Origin of the sequence: Rhizobium sp. ZPR4, assembly GCF_040215725.1 — a bacterium.
Lineage (GTDB): Bacteria > Pseudomonadota > Alphaproteobacteria > Rhizobiales > Rhizobiaceae > Rhizobium > Rhizobium rhizogenes_D.
This window is the reverse complement of the sequence record NZ_CP157967.1, coordinates 990118-1011415: the sequence shown is the minus strand read 5'-3', so window position 1 is coordinate 1011415 and position 21298 is coordinate 990118. Positions and strand designations below refer to the sequence as shown.

Genomic DNA, 21298 nt, shown 5'->3' with positions numbered 1-21298 from the left:
AATTTTTGTTCTCGCTCGATGACCCATGCGCCCGACAAGATTTCCGGCTTCTGTCGCGATTGCTTGAGCGAGCAATCGGCCACGCGCACGCGCTGTCGGAACTGCGGCAGCCCTCGCCTCGTCTACCATCGGGAGCTTTACGCGCTGACGCTGGCGCATATTGATTGCGATGCCTTCTATGCGTCGATCGAGAAGCGTGACAATCCGGAGCTCGCCGACAAGCCTGTCATCGTCGGCGGCGGCAAGCGCGGCGTCGTCTCCACCGCCTGCTATATCGCCCGCATCCACGGGGTGCGTTCCGCCATGCCGATGTTCAAGGCGCTGGAAGCTTGCCCGCAAGCCATCGTCATTCGTCCAAACATGGAAAAATACGTCCGCGTCGGCCGCGAGGTTCGGGGCATGATGCAGGAGCTGACGCCGCTGGTTCAGCCACTTTCGATCGACGAAGCCTTTCTCGAGCTCGACGGCACACAGCGGCTCCATCACGATCCGCCGGCCCGCATCCTGGCGAAATTTGCCAAACGGGTGGAGCGGGAAATCGGCATCACAATCTCGGTCGGGCTTTCCTATTGCAAGTTCCTTGCCAAGGTGGCCTCCGACCTGCAGAAGCCGCGCGGCTTCTCCGTCATCGGCCGCGAAGAGGCTCTCTCCTTCCTGGAGCCCCGGCCGGTCACGACCATATGGGGGGTCGGCAAGGCCTTTGCCGCAGCGCTTGAAAGCGACGGCATCCGTACCATCGGCCAATTGCAGGCCATGGAGGAAGGCGATCTCATGCGTCGCTACGGCGTCATCGGGCAGCGGCTTTTCCGCCTCTCGCGCGGTATCGACGACCGAACCGTGCATCCCAACGAAGCGGCAAAGAGCGTGTCTTCCGAAACCACCTTCTTCGACGATATCTCCCGCCATGACGATCTCGTGCCGATCCTGCGCGACCTCTCGGAGAAAGTTTCGCGCCGCCTGAAACGCAGCGACATCGCCGGCCAGACCGTGGTGCTGAAGCTGAAAACATCAGATTTCAAGACCCGAACGCGCAATCGCCGCCTGGAGGATCCGACACAGCTTGCGGACCGGATTTTCCGTACAGGATTGCGCATGCTCGAGCATGAGACTGACGGCACGAAGTTCCGCCTCATCGGCATCGGTGTTACCGATCTCGGCGACGCCGGGCGTGCGGACCCGCCCGATCTTATCGATGTGCAGGCCACGCGACGGGCCGCTGCGGAAGCAGCCATGGACAAGCTCCGAGAAAAATTCGGCAACAAGACTGTCGAGACCGGCTACACGTTTGGCGACAAACGCCATAAATAACAATTCTTTAGCACAAGTCACCAAATGGTGATTTTTGACTGTGCCGCAAATAATTGCGCTACGCGCGCGATTCTTTAGCGCGAGAAAGCTCGGATTCAAACTTTTTTGGTAAATTTCCATTAGGACTTGGATTCTGTAACTTCCGAACGGCGCGGATCCGCCGTCGATTGTGTTTTGCGTACGGGTTCCTATGCGTCTATCGGCTGTATCGACCATTTTTCTTGCCTGCCTGACGATTTCAGGCTGCGCCGCCCGAGGTGAGCGCGAAGCCGCGCAAGCCGCCCCGCCCTCCAAGGAATTGACGGGCTCCATCGCAAAGACCAGCAGACCGACGCCGTCCGTCGAAATCGGCGAGACGGTTTCGCGCGTCGAGCGGCAACAGGCGCTCGCAGTCGCCATGCCGACGAATCTGCGGCCGGAGGGGATCATGCCTTCCGACCAGAGTAACGACGATACGCCCGTGCCGCTGCAACGGCCGCTCGCCATGCTCTCGCCATCGAACCCGATGCCCCGCGCTCTGCGACAGCAGCCGATGCAGATCTACAGCCATCGTTTCCGCGATGCGAAGCCGATCAACTTCGGTACGTCCACCTCGCCCCGCAAGCTCGCGGTCCATGGCGTCGACGTCTCGCGCTGGCAGGGCGAGATCGACTGGGATACGCTGCGCACCCAGGGTGCGAACTTCGTCTATATCAAGGCGACGGATGGCGGCGATCATCTCGATCCCATGTTCAAGAAGAACTGGCGGGCCGCTCAGCAGGCCGGCCTGAAGCATGGCGCCTATCATTTCTTCTATTGGTGCCGGACTGCCGGAGAGCAGGCCGACTGGTTCATCCGCAACGTCCCGAAGGAGGCCGGCGCTCTTCCGCCTGTTATCGACGTGGAATGGAACGGCGAGTCGAGCTGCAAACGGCGCCCCTCGCGTGAGCAGGTTCTCGCCAAGATGCAGGTGTTCATGGACAAGCTGGAAAAGCATTACGGTCAGCGTCCGATCGTCTACACCGCGCCGGATTTCTATCGCGACAATCTGAGTGGCGAGCTGCTCAACTATCCCTTCTGGCTGCGCGCTGTGGCTCAACATCCGTCCAAGGTCTATCCCGGCCGCAAATGGCTGTTCTGGCAATATTCCGGCTCTGGCGTATCGCACGGCGTCGAGGGCAGGATCGACCTCAACGCCTTCCACGGCAGCGAGCAGGACTGGCACAATTGGGTGGCCTCCAGCGTCCACTGATCCTTCGAAAGTCCAAGATTTCAGGCATCGCCGAAGCAGAGTTTGACCACTCCGCTTCGGCGATGCCGCATTTGGCTGCAGTGAAGCAGGCTCGCGCTTTCGTGCGCCCAGCAAAGCACCACCTTTCAGCAAGTCTTCCTTAAACTTCGAAGTCTAACCTTGGCCGCAACGAGTATTGCGTTTTGGTTGTGTCTATGAAGCCATTTTTGTTGCTTGGGCTCGCGCTATTGTCGGCCACCGCCCTTTCTCATCCCGTCTTTGCTGCGCCGGATGCCCGCACCCTGCAGATCGTAGTGTCGAAAGACAGGCAGTCGCTTGCGGTCTATGACGGCGACCAGGTGATCGCGACCTCGAAGGTTTCGACCGGCAAACGCGGCCATACGACGCCGAGCGGCATCTTCTCCATTCTGGAAAAGAAGGTTTATCACGAGTCCAATCTCTATTCGGCTGCGCCCATGCCCTTCATGCAAAGGCTAACATGGTCAGGCATCGCACTGCACGAATCGAACTCGGTTCCGAATTATCCGGCATCCCATGGCTGCGTGCGTATGCCAAAAGCCTTCGCCAAGATGCTCTACCAGATGACCGAGCGCGGCGTACATGTGGTCATCGCCAATCAGCCGCTGGTGCCGCAGCCCTTCGAAAACGCGATGCTGTTCCAGCCGCTGGCTGCTCCGCCGCCGGCATTGTTTTCCGGCATTGAACTGCGGCCGATGACCGCGAGCTTTCTGCAGCAAGGGCAACCCCTGCAGGTTGCGACAAACGATGTTACCTCGATCCAGATACCGAAGGTTCAGGAGATCGTTGCGCGCCCTGCCGATCCCGCTCCGCTCAGCATTCTCATCACCCGGCGCGGCTTGCGCGAAAACGTGCGCGACCTTCAGGGCATCCTGAATGGCATGGGCTTCATCACCGGAACGCCTGACGGCATGCTCGGGCCGGCGACGGTGCAGGCGATCGAAGACTTCAAGAAGGCGCATGATATCAAGACTACAGGCGGCCTCGTCAGCCCTGCGCTGATGAAGGCCGCCTATGCTGCCGCCGGCAAGGGCGAGCCGCCGAACGGTGCCATCATGGTCCGCCAGAACTTCAAGCCGCTCTTCGAAGGTCCGGCCATCATCGCAGAACCGCAGGAAGCGCTCGGCGTGCATTTCTTCACCGCCAACGCGATCGACCGTATCAGCGGCAAGGCCGACTGGTTCGGCATGACGCTCGAAGAAGATCTGAGCAAGCAGACGAAGAAGCGCTATGGCATCACCAGCGAGGAGCAATCACAATCGCTCGATGCCGCCGGGCAGGCGCTCAGCCGCATCACCATTCCCGACGATGTCCGCCACCGCATCGAGGATATCCTGACGGCCGGCTCGTCGCTGACGATTTCCGACACCGGCGTTGGTCCTGAAACCGGCAACGAAACCGATTTCATCACCATCACCAATAACGGCGCGTTGGGTAAGAAGGGCTAAACCAATTCGACGTCGATGACACCCGGCGCCGTACGCAATGCGGCAGCGATTTCCGGCGTGATGCGATATTTCTCCGGCAAGGCCACCTCGACCTCGCGCATCCCTTCCTCCTTGATGACGATGAAGGAGACGAGGCCGTCGCCCTTGGCATTCAGATGCGCGGCAACCGCCTTCAGCGGCCCGGAATCGCGGACATAGACGCGCAGCGCCTTCTGCATCTGCAGCGACTTTTCCTCCAGCGATTGCGCCGTCTGCAGGCGCAGGCTGATGCCTTCCGGGCGCTCATCCGCTTGGGCCGTGATGACGAAGGATTTGCCGACTTCGAGAACGTCGCGATACTGGTTCAATGTTTCCGAGAAGAGCACGGCTTCGAACTGACCGGAAGCATCGGAGAAAACGAAGATGCCCATCTTGTTGCCGGTGCGCGTCTTGCGCTCCTGCTTCGAGATGACAGTGCCGGCAAGGCGGCCGTTGCTCGCGCCCTGCTTCACCGCAGCGGAGAAATCCGCGAAGGGCTGCACGCGCATCTTGTCGAGAACGCTCTTGTAGGTGTCGAGCGGATGCGCCGTCAGATAAAAGCCGAGCACCTGGAATTCGCGCAGCAGCCGTTCCGAGGCAAGCCAGGGCGTGTAGGATGGGAACACGATCTTTTCCGGGCCTGAGGCAGCGCTTCCGAACATGTCGTGCTGGCCGCTGCGCTTGTTTTCCTGCGCCACCTGGGCATAGCCCATGATGCGGTCGAGGCCGGCGATCAGCTGGGCGCGGTCGATTTCGAAGCAATCGAAAGCGCCGGCGCAGATCAGGCTTTCCAGAACGCGGCGATTGATCTGCTTGGGATCGATGCGCAGGCAGAAATCCTCGATGCCGGCAAAGGGCTGGTCGCCGCGCACTTCGACGATATGATCGACGGCGGATTCACCAACGCCCTTGATGGCCGCCAGCGCGTAATAGATGCGGTTGTCGCCGGTTTCAAAATGGCGGAACGAAGTCTGCACCGAAGGCGCAATGACCTCGATGCCCAGGCGCTTGGCATCCTGACGGAAGTCGTTGACCTTTTCGGTGTTGGACATATCGAGCGTCATCGACGCTGCCAGGAACTCCACCGGATAGTGGGCCTTCATATAGGCGGTCTGGTAGGAGACGATGGCGTAGGCAGCCGCGTGCGATTTGTTGAAACCGTAATTGGCGAATTTCGCCAGCAGATCGAAGATGACGTCAGCCTGCCCCTTCGAAACCTCGTTTTTGATGGCACCATCGACGAAGCGCTCGCGCTGCTGGTCCATCTCGGCCTTGATCTTCTTACCCATGGCGCGGCGCAGAAGATCGGCCTCACCGAGCGAATAGCCCGAGAGCACCTGGGCGACCTGCATCACCTGCTCCTGGTAGACGATAACGCCCTGGGTTTCTTTCAGCAGGTAATCGATCTTCGGATGGATCGATTCGATCTCTTCCTCGCCGTGCTTGCGGGCGTTATAGACCGGAATATTCTCCATCGGGCCAGGACGATAGAGCGCCACTAGCGCGATGATGTCCTCGATGCAGTCCGGGCGCATGCCGATCAGCGCCTTGCGCATGCCCGCACTTTCCACCTGGAACACGCCGACCGTCTCACCGCGCGAGAGCATGTCGTAGCTCTTTTTGTCATCGAGCGGGATGCTGGCCAAATCAATCGAGACGCCGCGCTTGGCGACGAAATCGACGGCCGTCTTCAGAACCGTCAACGTCTTCAGACCAAGGAAGTCGAACTTGACGAGACCGGCCTGCTCCACCCATTTCATGTTGAACTGAGTGACCGGCATGTCCGAGCGCGGATCGCGGTACATCGGCACGAGCTTCGACAGCGGACGGTCGCCGATGACGATACCGGCGGCGTGTGTCGAGGCGTGGCGATAAAGGCCTTCGATCTTCTGGGCGATGTCGAGAAGGCGGGCGACGACCGGCTCCTTGTCCGCCTCCTCCTGCAGGCGCGGCTCCTCCTCGATCGCCTTGCTAAGCGGCGTGGGATTGGCGGGATTGTTCGGCACCAGCTTGCAGATCTTGTCGACCTGGCCATAGGGCATTTCCAGCACGCGGCCGACGTCGCGCAAGGCGGCGCGCGCCTGCAGCGATCCGAAGGTGATGATCTGCGCCACCTGCTCGCGGCCATATTTGGCCTGCACATAGCGGATCACCTCTTCGCGCCGGTCCTGGCAGAAGTCGATATCGAAGTCCGGCATCGAGACGCGTTCCGGATTAAGGAAGCGCTCGAACAGCAGCGAGAAGCGCAGCGGATCGACGTCGGTGATGGTCAGCGCATAGGCGACCAGCGAGCCCGCGCCGGAACCGCGGCCGGGGCCGACAGGGATGTCGTGGCGCTTGGCCCACTTGATGAAGTCGGCAACGATCAGGAAGTAGCCGGGGAACTTCATACGCTCGATGACGCTGAGTTCGAATTCCAGCCGCTCGCGATAGTCCTTTTCCTCATAACCCGGCGCCATGCCGAGCGAGGAGAGACGCTGGTCGAGCCCTTCGACGGCCTGGGCCCGCAACTCCGCCGATTCGGCACGTTCGGCCTCCTCCGCATCATCGGTAGCCCCGGTGAAGCGCGGCAGGATCGGCTTGCGCGTCTTCAGGATGAAGGAGCAACGACGGGCGATCTCGACGGTGTTTTCCAGCGCCTCTGGCAAATTGGCGAAGAGCTTGGCCATATCGGCGCGGCTTTTCAGATAGTGATCCGGGGTCAGGCGGAAGCGCGTATCGTCCGAGACGATGGCGTTGTGGGCCACCGCCATCAGTGCGTCGTGCGCATCATAATCATCGCGCGTGGGGAAAAAAGCTTCGTTGGTCGCAACGAGCGGAATCTCATGCTCGTAAGCCATCGCGATCATCTTCTGTTCGTGGCGACGATCATAAGTGCCATGACGCTGCAATTCGACATAAAGCCTGTTGCCGAACTGTCGTTTCAGTGCCAGCAGCCGGGAGAGCGCCTGTGCGGCATGCCCTTCCTTCAGGGCCATATCGACCGGGCCGGTCAACGAACCGGTGAGCGCGATCAGGCCTTCCGTGCCGATCTCTTCCAGCCAAGATGCAGCGACGTGAACGGCATGATTGCCTTCGCCGCCGAGATAGGCACGGCTGACGAGATCGACGAGGCGTTCATAGCCCTCTTCCGTCGCAGCAAGAAGGACGATGGACGGCAGCTTTGCCAAAGCCTGTTGCGGCCCGCGCTTTTCGCCCTCGCCGCCATCTTCCATATCGATCGATACCTGGCAGCCGATGATCGGCTGCAGCCCTTCGTCCATCGCCTTTTGCGAGAACTCCAGAGCGACGAAAAGATTGTTGGTATCGGTAATCGCGATGGCAGGCTGGCTGTCGCCGGCAGCCTTGGCCAAGATCTTCTTGAGCGGCAATGCGCCCTCTAGCAGAGAATAGGCGGAATGAACCCTAAGGTGTACGAATTCCGGCATCTCGCCGACCGGAACAACTGCGCCACCCATATCCGCCATATCAAACCCTTCCGCATGCTCAGATGAATCGGCGGCATTTTCGGCATTGCGGATCAGAAAGTCCATAAGTTGCTCCCATCAAATACGGGAGCAGCATGTGCATATGGGGGATAAAACTTACATCGCCATCATGATCAGGGAAAAGCTGGCAACGAACATGACGATGGAAGTGAATGCTGCAACGTCTCGAATAATGTCGGTCATTTACGCGCTCCTTACTCGTTATGTTTCTTTTTTGTTCTATTTTTGTTCGAGAGTCAATAGAAGCATCAATAAATTTCATCAGGCGGTTTTTCAGCTCTCCGATAGACGCCGGGGCAACCCGAGGCTATGCAAAGGCGAATAGGGAGATCACGATGAAATCACTTGGCTGCGTTCTCATTCTTCTGTCGCTTACAACCGCCGTCCGTGCCGAGGACGTCATCGCACCAAACCGCATCGTCGATGCCGTGATCGGCGACTGGAACAAGGACGGCAATGCGGACCTTGCCCTTCTGGTGGCACCCGCTCCAGGCGATGAGGCTGACACTTCCATCGGGATCTACATCTATCTGCGCGACCGTGAACATTCTTTGCTGCAACTCGCCGTAAACGCGCCGGATAAGATATGGGGCAGAGCCGCGCCGGATGGCATTTACGGCCAGGAGCCATCGATCGCCGCGCTGCCGAACGGCTCAATCGCGATCACCTCGCAAAATGATGCCATCGGGCGCGATCGCTGGCACCAGACGTTGACGCTCGCCTATCGCAACAACAGCTTCGTGGTTGCCGGCTACACCTACGACTCCCGTGATACGCTCGAACCGGACAACAGCCATAGCTGCGATTACAATGTGCTGACCGGCAAGGTGACGAAGGATGGCAAGACACTGAAGGCCGATGCCAAGACCGTCACAATTCAGGACTGGCAGGACGACATCGGGCAGAAGGCTTGTGGCAACAGCCAATAAGTGACTTTGTTCTCTTTTTGTTCTTTACAAAATATTCGATCAGTGGCATCGTTTGCGCTCACCAACATTGGAGAGGGTCATGCCGGATCTTGCCGAGCTGAACGATTTTATTGTCGTCGCCAAAGCCGAGACCTATGTCGGCGACGGGGAGAGATTGCCATCCTGCCGCAGCGGTTCGCATGACATCGGCTTTACGAGCGGCCGCTGGCGTTATCTCGACAGCTATTTTGGCGGCACGGATTTCGCCGGACAGGAGCTTGTCTGGCAGGATGACGAGCCGGTCTGGGCCATGAATTATTTCGGCCATATCGTCGAGCCCGATCTCATCGACGGGAGGCGTGCCGGCATGGTCATCAAGGCGGCGCTGCTGCGCCTTTATCTGGATGAAAAACGCTTTCTCGGAGGCTTCGAGTTCGAACACGCGTTCGGCCGCTATATCGACCAAAGCACGGGAACCTGCAGCCATTTCATCGGCCATGAGGCCATCATGGTGAACGGGCGCAAGGCCTATGAGCTGGATTATCGCGGCGGCCTGATCGTTCCCTAAAGCACGTCGCGATATTTCAGATTCGCTTCCTGTGCTTTAGGTCTTTGATTTTGCACATGTGGTTGTCGTAAAACCGCTACGCATTTTTGCGCGACGTGCTTTAACGAGCGATCAGACTTCAACCACCTTGCCATCGCTCAGCGTGACGCGACGATCCATGCGGGCGGCAAGCTCATGATTGTGCGTGGCAATCAGGGCCGCAAGGCCCGATTGGCGCACCAGCGCTTCCAGTGCATCGAAGACGTAATGAGCCGTGTCCGGATCGAGGTTGCCGGTTGGTTCGTCCGCCAGCAGCACCAGCGGCGCATTGGCGACGGCGCGAGCGATCGCCACGCGCTGCTGCTCGCCACCAGAGAGCTCGGCCGGGCGATGATCGGCGCGGTGACCGATACGCATGTAATCGAGAAGCTGGGCGGCACGCGCGCTGGCATCCTTGCGCGAAAGACCGGAAATGAGCTGCGGCATCATGATGTTCTCGAGAGCCGAGAACTCCGGCAGCAGGTGGTGAAACTGGTAGACGAAGCCGATCTCGCTGCGGCGGACAGCCGTGCGCTTGTCATCCGACAAGGCTTCGCAGGCCTGGCCGTTGACGAGCACCTCGCCGCCATCCGGATGCTCAAGCAGGCCGGCGACATGCAGGAGTGTCGATTTTCCCGTGCCTGATGGAGCGACCAGCGCCACCATCTCGCCGCTGCGCAAGGTGAAATCAGCACCCTTCAGGATCGACAGGCGCGTCTCTCCCTGCCCGTAATGACGCTCCACGCCAGAGAGCTGGAGAACGACGTTGCGTTTCATCAAATGCGGTATCCTTATTCGTAGCGCAGCGCCTGCACCGGATCGAGCCGCGAGGCACGCCAGGCCGGAAAGATGGTGGCAAAGAAGGACAGAGTGAGCGCCATCACAATGACGGAGATGGTCTCACCGAGATTCATCTGGGCCGGCAATTTGCTGAGGAAATAGACTTCCGGATTGAAGATCACTGTGCCCGAAATCCAGGAGAAGAACTGGCGGATGGACTCGATGTTCAAGCAGACCAGGACACCGAGTACGACGCCCGCAAGCGTGCCGACGACGCCGATCGCCGCCCCCGTCATGAAGAAGATGCGCATGATCGCGCCCGAGGTCGCACCCATGGTGCGCAGGATGGCGATATCGCTGCCCTTATCCTTCACCAGCATGATGAGGCCCGAAATGATGTTCAACGCAGCGACGAGGACAATCAGCGTCAGGATCATGAACATCGTATTGCGCTCGACCTGCAGGGCCGAGAAGAAGGTGGCATTGACCTGCCGCCAGTCCGTCAGGAAAATCTGCCGCCCGGCCGCCTCCTCGATCTTCGGTCTGAGATCGTCGACGTCATCGGGATTGGTGATGAAGAGCTCGATCTTCTCGACGATGCCCTCGGCATTGAAGAAGACCTGTGCCTCCTCGAGCGGCATGAAGACGACGGAGGAATCATATTCCGACATGCCGACTTCGAAGATGCCGGAGATCGTATAGGCTTTGACGCGCGGATTGACACCAAAGGGCGTGACGTCGCCATCCGGCGCCGTGAGCGTGATCTGATCGCCAACCGTCAGACCCAATTGCCGCGCCAGCCGGCTGCCAACCAGGACACCCTGTCCCGAAGCGAAACCAACCATGTCTCCGGAAACGATGTGATCGGAGACCGATTTGAGCTTGGTCAAATCCTCCGAGCGGATGCCGCGCACCAGTGCGCCGGTGCCGGAGCCGCCGCGGCCGGAGGCAAGCGTTTCGCCCTCGACGAGCGGCAAGGCCATCGTAACGCCAGGAACTGCGGAAAATTTCTTCGCCAGATCGGCATAATCGTTCAACGGCGAATCGATCGGCTGAACAACGACATGACCATTGAAACCGAGAATCTGCTTGAAGAGCTCGGCACGGAAACCGTTCATCACGGCCATGACGATGATCAGCGCCGCAACGCCGAGCATGATGCCGACCAGAGAGAAGCCGGCAATGACCGAAATCGAGGCTTCCTTGCGCCGGGAGCGAAGGTAGCGCCAGGCCACAAGCCGCTCGAAACCGGAAAACGGGCGAGACGATGGGCCGGCCTTGAACGAATTTTCCTGCTGTTCCACTGCCGCGCTCACCGCCATTCGCCTTCCATCCTTTAGTATCGTCAATCAGCCTGCCAGCCGATTGATCGCTGCCTCGACCGTCATCGTCTCGCGAGCGCCGGTCTTGCGGTCCTTCACTTCCACTTCGCCGCTCGCAATCGAACGCGGGCCGACGATGATCTGCACAGGCACACCGATCAGATCGGCCGTTGCGAATTTCGTTCCGGCGCGCTCGTCGCGATCGTCGTACAGCACGTCCTTGCCGGCCTTCGACAATGCGGCATAGACCGTTTCGCAAGCCTCGTCACAGGCTTGGTCGCCGGCCTTCATGTTGATCACCACGACATCAAACGGCGCGACCGAAGCCGGCCAGATGATTCCGTTCTCATCATGCGATGCTTCGATGATGGCGGGAACAAGGCGTGTCGGACCAATACCGTAAGATCCCATGTGGACAGCATGTTCCTTGCCGTCCGGACCCTGCACCTTGGCACCCATAGGCTCGGAATATTTCGTGCCGAAATAGAAGATATGACCGACCTCGATGCCGCGCGCCGACAGGCGATCGCCTTCCGGAATGGCGTTGAAGGCGGCTTCGTCGTGCATTTCCGAGGTCGCGGCGTAGACCGAGGTCCACTTGTCGAAGATGCTCTTCAAGCCGGCGACATCATCGAAATTCGTGTCTTCACCAGGAATGTCGAAATTGACGAAATCCTTGTGGCAGAAGACCTCCGACTCGCCGGTATCGGCAAGAATGATGAATTCGTGGCTGAGATTGCCGCCGATCGGGCCAGTGTCGGCCCGCATCGGGATTGCTCTCAGGCCGAGGCGATTGAAGGTGCGCAAGTAAGCGGCGAACATCTTGTTATAAGATTGTACGGCGCCTTCCTGCGTTAGATCGAAGGAATAGGCATCCTTCATCATGAATTCGCGCGAGCGCATCGTGCCGAAACGCGGACGGATTTCGTCACGGAACTTCAGCTGGATGTGATAGAGGTTCAGCGGCAAGTCCTTGTAGGACTTGATGTATGACCGGAAGATGTCGGTGACCATCTCCTCATTGGTCGGACCATACAGCATGGGCCGATCCTGCCGATCCTTGATGCGCAGCATCTCCTTGCCGTAGGCGTCATAGCGGCCGCTTTCCTGCCAAAGCTCGGCCGACTGCAGTGTCGGCATCGACAGCTCGATGGCGCCGGAACGGTTCTGTTCCTCGCGGATGATCTTGTTGACCTTGTCCAGCACGCGTTTGCCCAATGGCAGCCAGGAATAGATGCCTTGCGACTGCTGACGGATCATGCCGGTGCGCAGCATGAGCCTATGGGAAACAATTTCAGCCTCCTTGGGATTTTCCTTCAGGATGGGCATGAAGTAACGAGACAGACGCATGACGCTTGTTCCAGATTGTTTGACGTTCCGCTGAGGGTGGAATCGTTAGCAAATTATGTACTGGAGGCAGTTCATAACTGCTTCGGCGCAGGAAGGAAACCCGCATTCTTCAACAGAAGAATTTGACAAAAGCCCGAGAATACAGGGGATAGAGCCTATTTTCGATGTTTCGAAAAAGCGCACGTTTATAAGGATTTACGACGGAAATTCGTCAACAGAAAAATTCTGCGCGGCTGTAGCAAAAAAGCAAAAAAAAGGATGACAAAGCTCAATGTTTGAGCTAATTTTAGCTCACAAAAGAGGCAAGAAGGCTAAATTCTTGCCGTTTCGCGGTCAAGTCTTGGGAGGATCAGATCTTAGGCGCGCTCGTTCGCTGCCCCGGTAACGGATAAGGATCACGCGATACTTTAAAACAAGGCTTATAGCCTTGTTTTTTTTTGCTTTCTCAGCGCCTCAATGTGCCATGACTTGCCCGGAACCTTTGGTTCGCTCTTCAGCTGAAATAATATACATGACCTGCAAATTCTTTGCGCCACCCTCATGACAGGCGTGTGACGAATTGATGGCGATCGCGAGGCGCCCGTATTCCAGGCGCCTTTCATCTACAATTTTCGTAGATCACTTGTAGCTTGGAACGATCCGCGGGATGGAATCTATACTCAGGCCGAAGTAGCGCGAGGCGACATACCAGGCGCCATAGATGAACGCCGATACAAGTGTCGTGACCAGCACAACCCGCCATGCACGAAATTTCGTCGGCGCGCTTTCGACTGTGCCGAGGATCACATGTTCATCCTCGGCCTGGGTTCGCAGGCCGAAAGGCAGGACGGCGAAAAGCGTGATCCACCAGATGACGAAATAGACGGCGAAACCGGCGGCAATCTGCTGTGCCATTATACTCCCTTCGAGACGAGTTTGTCGCCTCTTCCTCTTCCAAGCTGCTTATAGGGGCAAAGCAGTCGTCTTTCAAAGCACCGATCAGCGCTTTAGTGTCACACTTGCTCAAGTTCGATGAGCGTGCCGAAGAAATCCTTGGGGTGCAGGAAGAGCACAGGCTTGCCATGCGCGCCGATTTTCGGCTCGCCATTGCCTAGCACGCGCGCTCCTTTTGCGACCAGCTGGTCGCGCGCCGCAAGGATATCCGCAACCTCGTAGCAGATATGGTGCATACCCCCATCCGGGTTCTTGGCGAGGAAGGCAGCGATAGGCGAGATTTCGCCGAGGGGCTCGAGCAGCTCGACCTTGCTGTTCGGCAGCTCGACGAAAACCACGGTGACGCCGTGCTCCGGCAATGACTGCGGCGCAGATACAGTTGCGCCGAGCGTTTCGCGATAGGCTCTGGAAGCTGCCGCGATATCGGGAACGGCGATCGCGATGTGATTGATGCGTCCCAACATGGCTCTCTCCTCCCCGAGGCGACCTCAGCCGCCAGTGCGTGTCACGAATACCGTCACGAGCGGCTTCTTGCCCCAGCCCTGGTTGGCAGCGGCACGCACTGCACGGCGAACGGCCTCCTGCAGCATGTTGAGATCCTTGCGGCGAGCGCGGGGAATACTCTCGATGGCGCTGACAATGGCGTCGAAGAGAGTGTCTTCCATCTCCTCGCCTTCGTCATCATATGCCGGCAGGCCGATGGGCACGAGATCAGGATCGCCGACGATGTCGTAACGGGCATCGAGCACGACGTTGACGGCGACATGGCCGACATAGGAGAGCTTCTTGCGCTCGCCGATGCCCATCTCGTCGAAATCGCCGATCAGGATACCGTCCTTGAAAATGCGGCCATGCGGCGCTTCGCCGATCACCTCGACCGGACCCGGTGCCAGGCGCAGAACATCGCCATTGCGCACACGCGGCACGGTGGCAATGCCGCTCTGTTCGGCCAGTTCCTTATGCGCAGTCAGATGCGTCGCCTCGCCATGCACGGGTACGACGACTTTCGGGCGCGTCCATTCATACATCTTCTGCAGCTCGTTGCGCCGGGGATGCCCGGAGACGTGGACGAGCGCTTCGGCGTCCGTCACCACATGCACACCCTGCTCGATCAGGCCGTTCTTGATGTCCTGGATAGCCTTCTCATTGCCGGGAATGGCGCGCGAGGAAAAGACGACGATATCGCCTGATGCCAATGCGACATTGCGCATCTCATCCCGGGCGAGCTTGGCGAGGGCAGCGCGCGGCTCGCCCTGGCTGCCGGTCAGGATCACCACGACCTTGTCGCGCGGGATATAGCCATATTCGTCTTCGGCGATGAAAGGCTTGATGCCTTCCATGAGACCGATATCGCGGGCGACATCGACCACGCGCTTCAGCGAACTGCCGAGCAGCAGCACTTCGCGACCGGCGGCCTCGGCGGCCTCGGCGACGGTGCGGATACGGCCGACATTCGACGAGAAGGTGGTGATCGCCACCCTGCCCTCGGCATCCTCGATGATCTTGCGCAGGCTTTCGGAAACGTCCTTCTCCGAGGGCGAAACACCATCGCGCAGCGCATTGGTGGAATCGCACATCAGCGCCAGCACGCCCTCTTCGCCAAGCTGACGGAACCGGGTCTCGTCGGTCAGCGGACCGAGCGACGGCTCGTGATCGATCTTCCAGTCACCCGTGTGAACGACATTGCCGAGCGGCGTGCGGATCATCAGCGACATCGGCTCGGGGATCGAATGGTTGACGGCAACGCCTTCGATCTCGAACGGGCCGACATTGATGCGGTCGCCGGCCTTGAACAGCGTCACCGGGATCTCGCCCATCGACTTCTCGTAATCGCGCTTGGCTTCGAGAAGGCCGGCAGTGAAGGCGGAGGCGTAGATCGGAACATTGAGCCCCGGCCAGAGATCGTTCAGCGCGCCGTAATGGTCCTCGTGGGCATGGGTGATGATGATGCCCTTGAGGTTCTTGCGTTCCTTGGCGAGGAAACGGATATCCGGCAATACGAGATCGACTCCAGGCAGATCCGGGCCCGGGAAAGTAACGCCGCAATCGACCATGATCCACTGGCGCTGCTCCGCCGGACCATAGCCGTAGAGCGCGAGATTCATGCCGATTTCGCCGACGCCGCCGAGGGGCAGAAACACCAGTTCGTCTTGTTTCGCCATGTGGTCCCTACCCATTACCTAAAGAAAACGTCGCCTGCGGCAATCGGCATGATCCTGCCGTCCTCAGTCTCGAGCATCAACAAGCCATTATCATCGATTCCGGAGAAATGACCCAAAATTGAGCGATCCGGCAGATTTACCGTGATCTTTTCTCCGATGCCGCATGCAAATTCGCGCCAGCGCGCGGTGATCTCCCGAATGCCCTTGCCGCGGTTCCAGACATCCAGTGCCTCGGACATAGCAGCATAGAGATGGGCAAACAGCTCGTCCGGCGACACCATCGAGCCCTGCTGTCTCAGGCAGGTGACGGGATACATCGGATTATCGGGCATGACGGCAATATTGATGCCGATGCCGATGACGAGCGCATAACGGCCGTCCGGCAGAGCCTCGCCTTCGATCAGGATGCCGCAGGTCTTCTTGCGGCCGATCAGGATATCGTTCGGCCACTTGATCTCGGCCGGTTCAGCTGCGAGCGGCAACACGCTGCGCACAGCCTGATGCACGGCGACTGCGACAGCAAGCGGCAGAGACCCGAGGCGGTCCATGGGAGCGGGATCGATCAGAAGGAGAGAGGCGTAGAGATTACCGGCTTCAGATACCCAGGGCCGGCCGCGGCGGCCGCGTCCACCGGTCTGGCGCTCGGCAGTCACCCAAAGGTTTCCTGGGTCACCGGCGCGCGCGCGTTCAAGGCAGACGCTGTTTGTGGACGAGGTTTCCCGAAGAGCATCGTGCCGGAAGTCGGCGAGCGACTTCCGGCTATTCATATCAGACGCCATCAAAACAACGTCGCAGCAGCAAGATCGGCAGCACCGCCGATTACGCCGCCGAAGAAGACGTAGGCAATGACGAACAGGCCGGAGAGACCGAAGACGAGGCGCAGCGAACCGGCGGTCCGTGCGAATTCGTCCTTGGCTTCATCGAACCACATCACCTTGATGACGCGCAGATAGTAGTAAGCGCCGACGACCGAAGCCAGAACGCCGATGATGGCAAGCGCATAGAGATGCGCCTGGATGGCGGCGACGAAGACGAAGTACTTTCCGAAGAAGCCGGCGAGCGGCGGGATGCCGGCGAGCGAGAACATCAGCGCCGTCAGCACGACCGCCATGAAGGGGTTGGTCGTGGAAAGGCCGGCGAGATCCTCGATGCTTTCGACCTGACGGCCATCCTTGCGGCGCATCGCCATGATGATAGCGAAGGAGCCGAGCGTCATGACCATGTAGATGACCATGTAGAGCATAACACCGGAGACGCCGGTCTTGGTGCCGGCGGCAAGGCCGACGAGCGCATAGCCCATGTGACCGATCGACGAATAGGCCATCAGTCGCTTGAAGTTGCGCTGGCCGATAGCTGCGAAGGAGCCGAGCACCATCGAGGCGATCGAGATGAAGACGATGATCTGCTGCCAATCGGCCAGGACCGGATGGAAGGCCGTGACCACGATGCGGGTCAGGATCGCCATGGCCGCTACCTTCGGCGCTGCCGCGAAGAAGGCGGTGACGGGCGTCGGCGCGCCTTCGTAAACGTCCGGCGTCCACATGTGGAATGGAACGGCAGAGATCTTGAAGGCAAGGCCTGCAAGCACGAAGACCAGGCCGAAGACGAGGCCGAGCGAACGGGTCTCGGCGCTCAGCGCGGTGGCGATCGCATCGAAGGTCGTGTGGCCAGTGAAGCCGTAAACCAGCGACATGCCGTAGAGCAGCATGCCGGAGGACAGCGCACCGAGTACGAAGTACTTCAGGCCGGCTTCAGTCGACTTCAGGCTGTCGCGGTTGATCGCGGCCACGACGTAGAGCGCCAGCGACTGCAGTTCCAGCGACAGGTAGAGCGAGATCAGGTCATGCGCCGAGATCATCAGCAGGATGCCGAGGGTCGCGAGCACGAGCAGGACCGGGAACTCGAAGCGATCGAGCTGCTGCTCGCGCGCCTGCCCCATGCTGAGGAACATGGCGACGATCGAGCCGATCAGCGCGACGATCTTCATGAAGCGGGAGAAGCCGTCGGCGAGATAGGCGCCGCCATAGGCAAGGCCCTCGCCCGGCACGAAGATGATCCAGAGACCGGCCACCGCGAGGAGCGCGATGGCAAGACCGGTGACCGTGGGTCCCGAACGCTCGCCCGAGAAGACGCCGATCATGAGCAACGCAAGTGCACCGACCGCGAGGATGAGCTCCGGAATGGAAAGATGCAGGCTTGCAAGAATTGTGTCAGCAGTCATGTCGAATAGGTCCCGTCATCAATTCATCGACAGCGCAACATTCTGCGCAGCGTGCAGGGCAGCGGTATAATTGTTCACCAGCAGATCCACCGAAGCCGCCGTGGCATCGAAGATCGGAGCCGGATAGACACCGAAGAGGATCGTCAGCGCGATCAGCGGATAGAGGATCAGCTGTTCACGCGGCGACAGATCGAGAAGCTTCTTCAGATTTTCCTTCTCCAGCGCGCCGAAAATGACGCGGCGGTAGAGCCAGAGAGCGTAAGCCGCCGACAGGATCACGCCGGTCGCGGCGAAGAGCGCAACCCAGGTGTTGGCGCGGAAGACGCCGATCAGGGTCAGGAATTCGCCGATGAAGCCAGAGGTGCCGGGCAGACCGACGTTCGCCATGGTGAAGACCATCATGGCGACGGCATATTTCGGCATGTTGTTGACCAGGCCGCCATAAGCCGCGATTTCGCGGGTGTGGGTACGGTCGTAGATCACGCCGACGCAAAGGAAGAGCGCGCCAGAGACGATACCGTGCGAGAGCATCTGGAAGATCGCACCCTGCACGCCCTGCTGGTTGGCCGCAAAGATACCCATCGTCACATAGCCCATGTGGGCGACCGACGAGTAGGCGATCAGCTTCTTGATATCGTCCTGCATCATCGCGACCAGCGAGGTGTAGATGATGGCGATGACCGAAAGGGCAAAGACGAGCGGCGCGAAATATTCCGAAGCATTCGGGAACATGCCGAGCGAGAAGCGGATGAGACCGTAGCCACCGAGCTTCAGGAGGATGCCCGCCAGGATGACGGAGCCTGCCGTCGGCGCCTGAACGTGTGCATCGGGAAGCCAGGTGTGGACCGGCCACATCGGCATCTTCACCGCGAAGGAGGCGAAGAAGGCAAGCCATAGCCAAGTCTGCAGCTGCGGCGGGAACTTGTAGGCGAGTAGCGTCGGGATATCGGTCGTGCCGGCCTGCCAGTACATGGCCATGATGGCGAGCAGCATCAGCACCGAGCCGAGCAGTGTGTAGAGGAAGAACTTGTAGCTGGCGTAGACGCGATCCTTGCCGCCCCAGACGCCGATGATCAGGAACATCGGGATGAGGCCGGCTTCGAAGAAGACGTAGAACAGCACGATATCCAGCGACACGAACACACCGATCATCATCGTCTCGAGGACGAGGAAGGCGATCATGTAGTCCTTCAGGCGCTTTTCGACCGAGAGCCAGCTTGCGAGCACGCAGAAGGGCATCAGGAAGGTCGACAGGATGACGAACAGCATGGAAATGCCGTCGACGCCCATGTGGTAGCTGATGCCGCCCGTCAGCCACTCATGCTTTTCGACCATCTGGAAACCCGGATTGGCATTGTCGAACCAGATCCAGACGAACAGCGACACGATGAACGTGACGATGGTCGTTGCCAGCGAAATGTTCAGGACGTTCCGGCGGCCATTGGCACCGTTGTCCTGTGTAAACAGCAGGAGAACGACTCCGACCAGCGGCAGGAATGTGACCGTTGAAAGAATGGGCCAATCGGTCATCAGAGGGAACTCCCGAGCATCATCCAGGTAACGAGGGCTGCAATGCCGAGCAGCATCGCGAAGGCATAGTGATAGAGGTAGCCGGTCTGCAGGCGCACGACGCGGTTGGTGACATCGACGACACGGGCGGCAATGCCGTTCGGGCCGATGGTGTCGATGACCCCGATATCGCCCTTCTTCCAGAGGAAGCGGCCAAGCGCCTTGGCGGAACGGACGAAGAGGAAGTCATAAAGTTCGTCGAAGTACCATTTGTTCAACAGGAACTCGTAGAGCACGCGCTGCTGCTGAGCGAGGCGGCGCGGCGTTTCCGGCGACTTGATGTAGAAATACCAGGCGGTGACGAGGCCGAGAAGCATGGCGATGAACGGGCTGAGCTCAACCCACAAAGGCGCATGTTCCATCTCTTCGAGGATCTTGTTGTCCGGGAGCGTGAACAGGGCATGCTTCCAGAATTCCTCGTAGGCGTGACCGACGAAATCGGCGTTGAAATACATGCCGGCACCGACAGCACCGATCGCCAGCAGGTAAAGCGGGATCAGCATGACGTTCGGCGATTCATGCACGTGATGCATGACTTCGTGCGAAGCGCGCGGCTTGCCGAAGAAGGTCATGAAGATCAGGCGCCAGGAGTAGAAGCTGGTGAACATCGCAGCGATGACGAGCAACGTGAAGGCGAAGCCAGCGGCCGCATTGTGCGAGGCGAAAGCCGCCAGGATGATCGCATCCTTCGAGATGAAGCCGGCAAAACCGATATGGGTCAGAGGGATACCGACGCCGGTAATCGCCAGCGTGCCGATGATCATCATCCAGAAGGTCTTCTGGATATGCGGACGCAGGCCACCCATATGACGCATGTCCTGCTCACCATCGACGGCGTGGATGACCGAGCCGGCGCAGAGGAAGAGCAGAGCCTTGAAGAAGGCGTGGGTGAAGAGATGGAAGATCGCAGCGCCATAAGCGCCGACGCCGAGGGCGACGAACATGTAGCCGAGCTGCGAACAGGTCGAGTAGGCGATGACGCGCTTGATGTCGTTCTGTACGAGGCCGACGGTCGCGGCGAAGAAGGCCGTGATCGCGCCGACGATGGTGACGACGGTCAGCGCATCCTGCGACAGTTCGAAGATCGGCGACATGCGGGCGACGAGGAAGACGCCGGCGGTGACCATGGTTGCGGCATGGATGAGTGCGGAAACCGGCGTCGGGCCTTCCATGGCGTCCGGCAGCCAGGTGTGCAGCAGGAACTGCGCCGACTTGCCCATCGCGCCCATGAAGAGCAGCAGGCAGACGGCCGTCAGCGCATGGCCGCGATCGAGATGCATGCCGAAGAGGTTGAGCACGATATCCGTCGGCTGACCGCCCTGCCCGGAAGCAAAGCTCTGAGCATTGCCGAAGATGACGTCGAAATTGATCGAGCCGAAGAGGACGAAGACGCCTGCGATGCCGAGCACGAAGCCGAAGTCGCCGACGCGGTTGACGATGAAGGCCTTCATCGCAGCGGCCGAAGCGGACGGCTTCTTGAACCAGAAGCCGATCAGCAGATACGACGCAAGACCGACGCCTTCCCAGCCGAAGAACATCTGGGCGAGGTTGTCGGAGGTCACCAGCATCAGCATGGCGAAGGTGAAGAGCGAAAGATAGGCGAAGAAGCGCGGACGATGCGGATCGTGGTGCATGTATCCGATCGAATAGACGTGAACCAGGGTCGAGACCGAATTCACGACGATCAGCATGACCGAGGTCAGCGTGTCTACGCGCAGCGACCAGGAGACGTCGATGCCGCCGGACTGGATCCAGCGCAGGACTTCAACCTTGATCGGGCCATCCGTATGGCCGAGCGCCACCGTGAAGAAGACGATCCACGAGAGGACGGCCGCGATGATCATCAGGCCGGTGGTTACATATTCCGAAGCCTTGGCGCCGATCGCGCGGCCGAAAAGGCCGGCGATGATCGCGCCAATCAGGGGAAGAAAGACGATAGCCTTATATAAAAACATA

16 protein-coding genes are annotated in these 21298 nt (G+C 59.4%); 5 read left to right on the top strand and 11 right to left on the bottom strand.

Annotation, left to right across the window (positions count from 1 at the left end):
* Nucleotides 1-18: 18 nt before the first annotated feature.
* The 3 genes from ABOK31_RS04900 (at nucleotide 19) to ABOK31_RS04890 (ending at nucleotide 4005) form a co-directional block, all read left to right on the top strand.
* Entirely contained in the window at nucleotides 19-1308 is a 1290-nt protein-coding gene (locus tag ABOK31_RS04900; RefSeq protein ID WP_349958859.1) for a DNA polymerase IV, read from the top strand.
* Nucleotides 1309-1498: 190 nt separating this feature from the next.
* Nucleotides 1499-2539, top strand: coding sequence for a GH25 family lysozyme (locus tag ABOK31_RS04895; protein ID WP_349957946.1), 1041 nt, complete (start codon nucleotides 1499-1501; stop codon nucleotides 2537-2539).
* A 194-nt stretch (nucleotides 2540-2733) separates the two neighbouring features.
* Nucleotides 2734-4005: a L,D-transpeptidase family protein gene (locus ABOK31_RS04890; protein ID WP_349957944.1), complete on the top strand. Its 1272-nt coding sequence runs from the start codon at nucleotides 2734-2736 to the stop codon at nucleotides 4003-4005.
* Here ABOK31_RS04890 and dnaE read toward each other — a convergent pair.
* On the bottom strand, nucleotides 4002-7490 hold the full coding sequence (gene dnaE, locus ABOK31_RS04885; protein WP_174175003.1) for a DNA polymerase III subunit alpha: 3489 nt from the start codon (nucleotides 7488-7490) through the stop codon (nucleotides 4002-4004). The genes ABOK31_RS04890 and dnaE overlap by 4 nt on opposite strands.
* A 356-nt stretch (nucleotides 7491-7846) precedes the next feature.
* On the opposite strand from dnaE, the gene ABOK31_RS04880 reads away from it, so the two are divergent.
* Nucleotides 7847-8440, top strand: a complete 594-nt coding sequence (locus tag ABOK31_RS04880) for a hypothetical protein (protein WP_349957942.1) — start codon at nucleotides 7847-7849, stop codon at nucleotides 8438-8440.
* 79 nt (nucleotides 8441-8519) lie between these two features.
* Entirely contained in the window at nucleotides 8520-8987 is a 468-nt protein-coding gene (locus ABOK31_RS04875; RefSeq protein ID WP_174174337.1) for a DUF5680 domain-containing protein, read from the top strand.
* Nucleotides 8988-9098: 111 nt separating this feature from the next.
* Here the strand turns inward: ABOK31_RS04875 and ABOK31_RS04870 are convergent, their stop codons facing one another.
* The 10 genes from ABOK31_RS04870 to nuoL form a co-directional block, all read right to left on the bottom strand.
* On the bottom strand, nucleotides 9099-9782 hold the full coding sequence (locus ABOK31_RS04870; protein WP_174174335.1) for an ABC transporter ATP-binding protein: 684 nt from the start codon (nucleotides 9780-9782) through the stop codon (nucleotides 9099-9101).
* Between the two features lie 14 nt (nucleotides 9783-9796).
* Nucleotides 9797-11107 carry a lipoprotein-releasing ABC transporter permease subunit gene (locus ABOK31_RS04865; protein ID WP_174174333.1) on the bottom strand — a complete coding sequence of 437 codons (1311 nt, stop codon included), beginning with the start codon at nucleotides 11105-11107 and terminating at the stop codon, nucleotides 9797-9799.
* A 27-nt stretch (nucleotides 11108-11134) separates the two neighbouring features.
* Nucleotides 11135-12457 (bottom strand): proline--tRNA ligase, encoded by a 1323-nt coding sequence (gene proS, locus ABOK31_RS04860; RefSeq protein ID WP_174174332.1) that lies wholly within the window; start codon nucleotides 12455-12457, stop codon nucleotides 11135-11137.
* 618 nt (nucleotides 12458-13075) lie between these two features.
* Nucleotides 13076-13351 (bottom strand): DUF1467 family protein, encoded by a 276-nt coding sequence (locus tag ABOK31_RS04855; RefSeq protein WP_349957939.1) that lies wholly within the window; start codon nucleotides 13349-13351, stop codon nucleotides 13076-13078.
* A 98-nt stretch (nucleotides 13352-13449) separates the two neighbouring features.
* Nucleotides 13450-13854: a methylmalonyl-CoA epimerase gene (gene mce, locus ABOK31_RS04850; RefSeq protein WP_174174328.1), complete on the bottom strand. Its 405-nt coding sequence runs from the start codon at nucleotides 13852-13854 to the stop codon at nucleotides 13450-13452.
* Between the two features lie 24 nt (nucleotides 13855-13878).
* Nucleotides 13879-15552, bottom strand: coding sequence for a ribonuclease J (locus tag ABOK31_RS04845; RefSeq protein WP_174174326.1), 1674 nt, complete (start codon nucleotides 15550-15552; stop codon nucleotides 13879-13881).
* Nucleotides 15553-15566: 14 nt separating this feature from the next.
* Nucleotides 15567-16331, bottom strand: coding sequence for a biotin--[acetyl-CoA-carboxylase] ligase (locus ABOK31_RS04840; protein WP_349957937.1), 765 nt, complete (start codon nucleotides 16329-16331; stop codon nucleotides 15567-15569).
* Nucleotides 16331-17773 carry an NADH-quinone oxidoreductase subunit NuoN gene (gene nuoN / locus ABOK31_RS04835; RefSeq protein WP_349957936.1) on the bottom strand — a complete coding sequence of 481 codons (1443 nt, stop codon included), beginning with the start codon at nucleotides 17771-17773 and terminating at the stop codon, nucleotides 16331-16333. Before nuoN ends, ABOK31_RS04840 begins: the two co-directional genes overlap by 1 nt.
* Before the next feature lie 18 nt (nucleotides 17774-17791).
* Entirely contained in the window at nucleotides 17792-19303 is a 1512-nt protein-coding gene (locus ABOK31_RS04830; RefSeq protein WP_174174321.1) for an NADH-quinone oxidoreductase subunit M, read from the bottom strand.
* Nucleotides 19303-21297: an NADH-quinone oxidoreductase subunit L gene (gene nuoL / locus ABOK31_RS04825; protein ID WP_174174319.1), complete on the bottom strand. Its 1995-nt coding sequence runs from the start codon at nucleotides 21295-21297 to the stop codon at nucleotides 19303-19305. The genes ABOK31_RS04830 and nuoL overlap by 1 nt, the downstream gene beginning before the upstream one ends.
* Nucleotide 21298: the final 1 nt, after the last annotated feature.